Annotated in this window: 4 protein-coding genes and 1 pseudogene; all 5 read left to right on the top strand. The window is 48.5% G+C overall.

The window, feature by feature from the left end:
- Nucleotides 1–75: 75 nt before the first annotated feature.
- Nucleotides 76–1,302: pseudogene (locus tag QUB25_RS26890) on the top strand (RNA-guided endonuclease InsQ/TnpB family protein); the annotation flags it as partial.
- Nucleotides 1,303–1,527: 225 nt separating this feature from the next.
- Nucleotides 1,528–2,178: a DUF3386 domain-containing protein gene (locus tag QUB25_RS26885; protein WP_333038699.1), complete on the top strand. Its 651-nt coding sequence runs from the start codon at nucleotides 1,528–1,530 to the stop codon at nucleotides 2,176–2,178.
- Between the two features lie 279 nt (nucleotides 2,179–2,457).
- Nucleotides 2,458–2,694 (top strand): NifU family protein, encoded by a 237-nt coding sequence (locus QUB25_RS26880; RefSeq protein WP_006632519.1) that lies wholly within the window; start codon nucleotides 2,458–2,460, stop codon nucleotides 2,692–2,694.
- A 158-nt stretch (nucleotides 2,695–2,852) separates the two neighbouring features.
- A complete protein-coding gene (locus QUB25_RS26875) occupies nucleotides 2,853–5,099 on the top strand; it encodes a glycoside hydrolase (protein WP_333188093.1) in 2,247 nt (748 codons plus the stop codon).
- 363 nt (nucleotides 5,100–5,462) lie between these two features.
- Nucleotides 5,463–8,030: a PAS domain S-box protein gene (locus QUB25_RS26870; RefSeq protein WP_333188090.1), complete on the top strand. Its 2,568-nt coding sequence runs from the start codon at nucleotides 5,463–5,465 to the stop codon at nucleotides 8,028–8,030.
- Nucleotides 8,031–8,132: the final 102 nt, after the last annotated feature.

Below are 8,132 nucleotides of genomic sequence, written 5' to 3'. Positions count from 1 at the left end.
GAGCCGGATGAGGTGAAAGTCTCACGTCCGGTTTTGAAGGAGAGGTTAGGGGGGTAACTCCTTAATCGACTCTAACCAGACTCCGCTCAAGAGCAACAACTCATTGAGTGGATGGAAATCTGTCGAGGCGCATTTAACTATGCACTGAGAGAGATAAAAGATGGGTGTGACAGTCGTAAGTGTCCGAGTGACAGATGCTCTCTGGAGAAAGAGTACATCATTTCTTCGGAGCTAAAGTTCCCAGGCGAAATTCAACAGCTTAACAACTTGCCGAAAGCTAAGAAAGAATTTCCCAAGTTGAGTGAGGTTCCTTCTCAAGTTCTCCAGCAAGCTATTAAGCAGTTGCATAGAGGGTGGGAATATTTCCAGGAGAGAGGGTTCGGCTTCCCCAGATTCAAGAAGTATGGGCAGTTTAAGTCGTTGCTGTTTCCTCAATTTAAAGAGAATCCAGTGACGAATTTGCACATTAAACTGCCCAAGACTGGGGCGATTCCCATCAACTTGCATCGACCTATCCCGACAGGGTTTGTGGTCAAACAAGTGCGAATCTTGAGGAAAGCCGATAAATGGTACGCATCTATTTCGCTGCAATGTGATGTCAACGTTCCCGACCCAACACCCTACGGTCATCCCATTGGAGTTGATATTGGGTTGGAGAAATTCTTGGCAACAAGTGACGGTGTTCTTGTAAAACCGCCAAAGTTCTTTAAACGTCTGCAAGGTAGGCTGAAAGTGCTGCAACGCAGACTGAAGAGAAAAAGTAAGCGGTCTAAAAACTACGAAAAACAACGCCTTAAAGTTGCCCGACTTCACCATCAAATTGACAACACGAGGAAAGACTTCCACTTCAAGCAAGCCCATGCCCTTTGTGATGTTGGTGATATGGTTTTCATGGAAGACTTGGATTACCGCATCAGTGCCAAAGGGATGTTTGGGAAGTATATGCTTGACGCTGCTTTTGGACAATTCAGAACCATCGTTAAGTATGTGTGCTGGAAGCGTGGGAAATTCTTTGCCGAAGTAGATGCTAGGGGGACTTCTCAAGAATGTCCTGAGTGTGGCGGGGAAGTCAAAAAAGACCTGAGTGTTAGAGTTCATAGCTGTCCTCACTGTGGATACACAACGAATAGAGATGTGGCAGCAGGTCAGAATATCAGAAACCGAGGGATATGCCTCATTAGTACCGTTGGACAGACGGGAATCGAAAGCGCCTGTGCAGCCGATCTACCGGGGACTGAGGCAACTCAGTCTAGGCAAGTGGCGAAATCTCGCAAGAGAACAACCAGGAAACCTAAGAAGTGATTCTTGGGAAGCCTACACCATAATCTTTGATTTGGTTTAGGAGGATGTCACTTTCAAATCATAGCAACCGATAAAGAAAGTAAATTCTGGTTGCGCCCTAATTGCCAGCCCAGCAGCACCCCCAACAAGTGATCGCCAGGAGTGCGGGTAACTCCCCTACCCAGCGAATGTGGGGCTTCTCGCGGTTAAGCTAAACTAGATGGGTGTCAAGAGAAAGAGGGATTTATGACAGAGCAAGCCAACGCTCGCGATTTGTTTCGCGCTGCTTACGAACACCGCTATACCTGGGATGCCAATTTTCCCGGTTACAGTGCCGATATTGAACTCAAACAGGGCGACGAAGTATATACGGGTCATGTTTCCATCAAACCCGACATGAGCGTGGAAGTCAGCGGCATTGAAGATGAGGAAGTGCAGCAAAGCGTCTACACCCAAATGCGCGATATTGTCACCCACCGCAAACGCTCGACATTTGAAAAATCTCACGGCAAAAATAGCTTTACCCTGGGCGAGAAGGACAGCACCGACGCTGTGGACATCTTGGTGCAAGGCGACTCAATGGGCTCGAATTATAAAATCCGAGGTCTCTCAATTTGTCAAGTCAGCCGGGTGATGGGCCGCATGGCTTTCGTAATTGACACACACAAAAGCTTAGAGACACCCGAAGGTTCTTTGGCGACTCACTACGATGCCGTTTTCCGCAACCCCCAAACAGACGAAATCATCAAAGAACTCGAATTTGAAGATACCTTTGAGAAGATAGGCGACTATTATGTCATGACAAAGCAAGTAGTTCGAGCAAAAGAAAAAGGTCAACTGACAACAACCGAGTTCAACTACTCCAACGTCAAACTGCTAGAACCAGCAGTAGTGTAACGCGATCGAAAACCCAATTTCTTAAATAAAAGGGTTTTTTTGGTTAACCTATCAGAATCAACTTGATTTGGCGGCAAGTAACGCTACGATCGAACGAGAGAGCTAATTGGGATCGAGCATCAGCGTGACAGAAACCGGGTTTACTGCCGCGGACTCACCTGAGTGCCTAAGTCTTTTATCAAAAAACCCGGTTTCTTAAATCCCGCGCGGGTTGAGAATGCTGTCCTTAAGTCAAATCGAACTTTCATCAACTGCAAGAAATCATCACAGAGGCGAAATATGACACTAGCACTAACCAGAGATAACGTCGAAACAGTTCTCGATGAAATGCGCCCCTACCTGATATCCGACGGTGGCAACGTCGAACTCGTAGAAATTGACGGCCCAGTGGTACACCTGAGACTGCAAGGAGCTTGTGGCTCTTGCCCCAGCTCCACAATGACTCTGAGAATGGGCATTGAACGTCGCCTGCGCGAGGCTATCCCAGAAATTGCCGAAGTCGAACAGGTAATGTAATTAGTCAGTTGGCAATTGGTAGTTGGCAGTTGACGGTTGACGGTTGACGGTTGACTGTTGACTGTTGCCAATTACCAAATTTAATTGCTAATTACCAATTACCAAATTTAATTACCAATTACCAATTACCAATTACCAATTACCAATTACTAAATTCAATGTCTCACCCTCTTTATGTAGCCTTCATTTGGCACCAACACCAACCGCTCTATAAATCCAGAGTATCAGCTAGCGCAGGAGCAGCTCAGTACCGACTGCCTTGGGTGCGTTTGCATGGAGTCAAAGACTACTTGGATTTAGTGCTAATGCTGGCAAAATATCCCAACCTGCATCAAACCGTAAACTTGGTTCCATCCTTGATTTTGCAGATAGAAGACTGCATCGCAGACAGAGCATTAGACCCTTACTTGGCGGTGACATTAAAGCCAGCAGAAACTTTAAATATCGAAGAACAAGAGTTCATTTTAGAACACTTCTTTGACGCCAATTACCACACCCTGATTCAGCCACACCCTCGCTACGCTCAACTCTACACTCAGCGGCAGGAAAAAGGCATTCAGTGGTGTTTGGCAAACTGGAAATTGCAGGATTTTAGCGACTTGCTGGCGTGGCACAATTTAGCTTGGATTGACCCGCTGTTTTGGGACGACCCCGAGATTGCAGGGTGGCTGAAACAAGGACAAAATTTTAGTTTGGTAGACCGAAAAAACATCTACTCAAAACAAAAAGAAATCCTCGCTCGCATCATTCCCCAGCACCGTAAAATGCAAGCTGAGGGACAGTTGGAAGTCTCCACAACCCCCTACACGCACCCGATTTTACCGCTGCTTGCCGACACTAATGGCGGCCGCATAGCTATTCCAAACATGACGCTGCCACAACACAGGTTTCAGTGGGAAGAAGATATTCCCCGACACCTGAGAAAAGCCTGGGAAATGTATGAAGATCGGTTTGATTGCCAACCGCGCGGTTTGTGGCCGTCGGAACAAGCAGTCAGCCCGGAAATTTTGCCCTACATTGCCAAACAAGGCTTTAAATGGATAGTCTCGGACGAAGCAGTATTGGGGTGGACAATTAAACACTTTTTCAATCGCGACGCGACAGGGAATGTCTACGAACCAGAATTCTTATATCGCCCTTACCGTTTAGAAACTCCTGACGGTGATTTAGCTATAGTATTTAGAGACCACAGATTGTCCGACTTGATCGGGTTTACCTACGGTTCGATGGAGCCGGAAAAAGCAGCATCAGATTTAGTGGGACACTTAGAAGCGATCGGCAGAACTCTCAAACACCGACAACCCGACGGCCAAACAGCTTTAGAAAATCCCTGGTTAGTGACGATCGCCCTAGACGGCGAAAATTGCTGGGAATTCTATCCCCAAGACGGCAAACCGTTCTTAGAATCCCTCTATCAAACTCTCAGCGACAATCCAGATATCAAATTAGTCACAGTCTCGGAATTTCTCGACAAATTCCCAGCAACCGAAACAATTCCCGCAGCCCAACTGCACACCGGTTCCTGGGTGGACGGTTCCCTCACAACTTGGATCGGCGACCCCGCGAAAAATCGCGCTTGGGACTTGTTAGGGCCCGCGAGACAAATGCTGGCAAACCATCCAGAGGCCACAGAAGAAAGCAACCCAGAAGCTTGGGAAGCGCTTTACGCTGCCGAAGGTTCCGACTGGTTCTGGTGGTTTGGCGAAGGCCACACATCGAACCAAGATGCCATGTTCGACCAGCTATTTCGGGAACACGTAGCGGGAATTTACGAAGCTCTCGGCGAGCCCGTACCCCCGGAAGTGCGGCGACAAGTAGAGGTGCACGAGGTTCAAGGCGACCACCTGCCGCTGAGCTTTATTCACCCGGTGATTGACGGTATCGGCAACGAACAGGATTGGGACAAAGCCGGCCGGATTGAAGTTGGGGGAGCAAGAGGTACGATGCACCGGAGCTCGGCAATTCAGCGGCTTTGGTACGGGGTTGACCACTTGAATTTTTACATTCGTGCCGACTTCAAGGTAGGGGTGCGGCCGGGAATTGATTGCCCGCAGCAGTTAAATTTGTTCTGGTTTTATCCCGATCGCACCATGCACAACAGTTTGATTCCGCTGTCGGGTTTGCCTGACGAAGCACCGCTAAACTATAGATACCACCATCAGTTAGAGATTAATTTGCTGACAAAATCGATTTGGTTTCAGGAAGCAGAAGAGGGCGATGAGTGGCAGCCCCGCATTAGCCGCGCCCAAGTGGGAGTGGATAAATGTTTGGAGGTAGCAGTGCCCTGGGCAGATTTGCAGATTATGCCCGACTGGCAGGTGAGGCTGATTGCGGTTTTATCGGAAGGGGCGACTTATTCTAGCTGTATGCCGGAAGATGCTTTTATTCAGATCGGAATGCCGTAAAAAGCCCTTAGTCATCAGTCATGAGTCATTAGTCGGTAGGGGCGGGTTTCACCAGCTTTCATAGAACTGACAACCCAAATAAATATAAACCCGCCCCCTGAATTAGTCATTAGTCATTAGTCATTTTTTGAACCAACAAACAATTAAATGCTTATCAAATTTTATTAAATTGGGGATTCTACTCTGGCTACCTAATGCCTTGATAATTTCGATCACGTCCGGTCGATCTAAGGCTATAAAATTTGTTGGTAGGAGGGCTTCATTCCTCATAAAAAAGAGGACTTAATTCTTGACTACACAACATAATATAATGGTTAATTTACCGGACATCATATCATTAGTCATGGGGAAATTAACAAACTAATGAGCCGCATTTTACTCTTGGTCGATCGCCACCAACAACTTAATTTGCCGATCGCCCACCTCAACACCGAGCATGAGGTGATTGTACTCGATCGCGCTTTAAATCCCAACTCCGACTTTCCCATTCCCCAAATCGCTTTCGACTTGTGCATTCTCGACGAGGCAAATTTTGATCGCATCCGGCCGCTGGTAGAATTATTAAAAACTGCCGCCGAGCCGATTTTTTTACCGTTCTTGCTTGTTAGTCAATCCCAAACGCCTGCTATTGCTGAGCAGCCATTTTCGCAGCAGGCAAAACAACTCGAACCCAGAATAGACGATTTGATAGTAAGTCCCGTCGAACTCACCCAACTGCATTTGCGGGTAGAGAATTTGTTGGCCCGCAGGTGGCAGTCGTTAGAACTCCACAGACTTCAGGAAGTAATTAAAGAACAGACTTTTACAGAAAGTTTGTTAAAGGACTCGTTGCAAAAGGCAAACGAAAACCTGCAACGGGAAATCGCCAAGCGGGCGGAGGTAGAAACGGCACTGCGAGAAAACTCCTATCTCAACTCGCTGATCAATGCCATGCCAGATATTGTCTGCTTCAAAGATGGCGAGGGCAGGTGGCTGGAGGCAAATCAAGCGATTTTGGAAGTGTTCGACCTAGAAAAAATAGACTACCGCGGCCTCAAAGATTCTCAACTAGGAGAACTTAGCAGTTTTTACCGCGAGGCACTACAGGCGTGCGAGGTGACCGATAGAGAAGCGTGGGAAAAAGGTGAGCTTTCTAGGGGAGAAGAAGTGATTCTCCGCTCAAACGGTACTGTGAAAATCTACGACGTGATTAAAGTACCCGTATTTCACCCCGACGGCAGACGCAAAACTATAGTGATTTTGGGTCGCGACATTACCGAACACAAGCAAACTAGAGACGAACTCGTGCGCTTGGCGTCGATTGTCGAGTCTTCCGACGACGGCATCGTCGGCAAAACCCTCGCCGGGACAATTCAGAGCTGGAACTCAGGAGCCGAGAAGATTTACGGCTACTGTGCTGCGGAAATCAAGGGCCAGTCGATCGAGATTTTAGCCATACCCGAACGCCCCAAGGAAATGCCCCAAATTCTGGAAAATATTAGGGCTGGAGCCAGCATAGACCATTACGAAACCGTACACTTGCGGAAAGACGGTCAACAGATAGATGTGTCCCTGACGATTTCTCCGATTAAAGACGCGACTGGAGCGGTAACGGGCGTTTCGACAATCTCTCGCGACATAAGCGACAGCAAGCGAGTCGAAAAAGCCTTTGAACAACTCCGCCACCAAACAGAAATGATTTTGTTCTCGGCAGGAGAAGGAATTTGCGGATTGAACAAAGAGGGAAAAGTAACTTTTGTCAATCCTGCGGCGGTGAGAATGGCTGGGTGCGAATCGAAGCAATTGATCGATCGACCACTCTATGAAAGCTTACACCGTGCACAGGAAGAATGCTCAAGGGCGATCAAGCAACTGTCACCTGCAACAGACATCAATTCAGGGTCGGAACTTGTCCCACACTGCGCCGCACCGCAGGCGGGCAAACTGCTGCCGAACCGGGTAAGTTCTCAAATTTTAGCCACCTTGGAAGACGGAGAGGCGCGGCGCGTCACCGATGAGATTTTTTGGCGGCGAGACGGCAGCAGTTTTCCGGTTGAGTACGTTGTCGCTCCGATGCGAGAAGAAGGCGAAATTATTGGAGCTGTGGTGACTTTTAAAGATATCACCGATCGGCTTGCCGTCGAGCGCATGAAAGATGAATTCATCTCTGTTGTCAGCCACGAACTGCGGACACCCATGACCTCAATTCACGGCGCCCTGGGCCTCCTCAACAGCGGCCTGCTGGACGCTTACCCCCAGAAAGCTAAGCGGATGCTGGAGATTGCGGTCACTAATACTGACCGTTTGGTGCGCTTGGTCAACGACATCCTAGATTTAGAGCGGATGGAGTCGAGTTACAGCACTGCCATCAAACAAACTTGCAATGTGGCTGAGCTGATGTTGCAGGCGGCTGACGAGATGCAAGGAATGGCTCAGCAGGCGGGAATTACTCTGTCGGTGAAGCCTGTAGGGGCGCAATTGCAAGCTGTTCCCGATCGGCTAATTCAAGCCTTGACAAATTTACTCAGTAATGCTATAAAATTTTCTCCCTCCGGCGCTACGGTTTGGCTGAGCGGGGAGTTGACCCACAATCCGGATTTGGCAGAAAAAGCAGCCCACAAGTCGGTGTCGTCTCCGTCTTTGTTGTCTCCTGAGCCTGCCGCCGCGCCTCCGCACTTGCCAGGGACGAGCTCGTGGTACATCGTGATTGCTGTGAAAGACCAAGGGCGGGGTATTCCGCCAGACAAACTGGAGATGGTCTTTGAACGCTTTCAACAAGTTGATGCTTCAGATTCTCGCCAGAAGGGAGGTACTGGTTTGGGGCTGGCTATTTGTCGCAGTATTGTGCAGCAGCACGGGGGGCGGATGTGGGTGGAGAGTGTTGTGGGGGAGGGCAGCAGTTTTTTCTTAAGTCTGCCACTTCTCAGGGAGGGGCTGGCAACTGAAAGTTAATTACTACCCAGGTGTACCCAAAGTTACTGATTTTGTGCAGATTGTTCGATCGAGTCATCGACAAACAATCTCAGCCTTTTCTGGAGTTTGGGGACAGCAGGC

The sequence above is a fragment of the Microcoleus sp. B3-D7 genome, assembly GCF_036705305.1.
Lineage (GTDB): Bacteria > Cyanobacteriota > Cyanobacteriia > Cyanobacteriales > Microcoleaceae > Microcoleus.
The sequence above is the reverse complement of the archived record's forward strand: the minus strand, read 5'-3'. Positions and strand labels throughout refer to the sequence as shown.